Annotated in this window: 1 protein-coding gene and 1 pseudogene; both read right to left on the reverse strand. The window is 46.7% G+C overall.

Translation table 11 applies throughout. From position 1 onward, the window contains the following. Positions 1–125, reverse strand: a 125-nt coding sequence (locus RYX56_RS22410; protein ID WP_317124130.1) for a LacI family DNA-binding transcriptional regulator, incomplete at its 3' end; no start/stop codon positions are given. Positions 126–161: 36 nt separating this feature from the next. Then, positions 162–272 (reverse strand): annotated as a pseudogene (locus RYX56_RS22415) (sugar ABC transporter permease); the annotation flags it as partial.

Below are 272 nucleotides of genomic sequence, written 5' to 3' on the forward strand. Positions count from 1 at the left end.
TCCATGGCGTTTTTTACTTTTTGCTTTGTTTCTTCACTAATACGCGGGCTGTCCGCTATCACTCTTGAGACCGTTGACGGTGCCACGTTTGCAAGCCTTGCCACATCTTTAATAGTTACGGTCATTCTGTTCTCCCCTAGCTAAATATTAATATAATACTCTTACCCTTTTGTACCGCCGGCTGTCAATCCCGAAACAAAGTAGCGCTGGAAGGACAGGAAGAGAATCGCAATCGGCACCGCAATTAACACGGCTCCTGCAGCAAAGGTGGT

Source organism: Alkalihalophilus lindianensis (genome assembly GCF_032843265.1).
GTDB classification, from domain to species: Bacteria; Bacillota; Bacilli; order Bacillales; family Bacillaceae_D; genus Alkalihalophilus; species Alkalihalophilus lindianensis.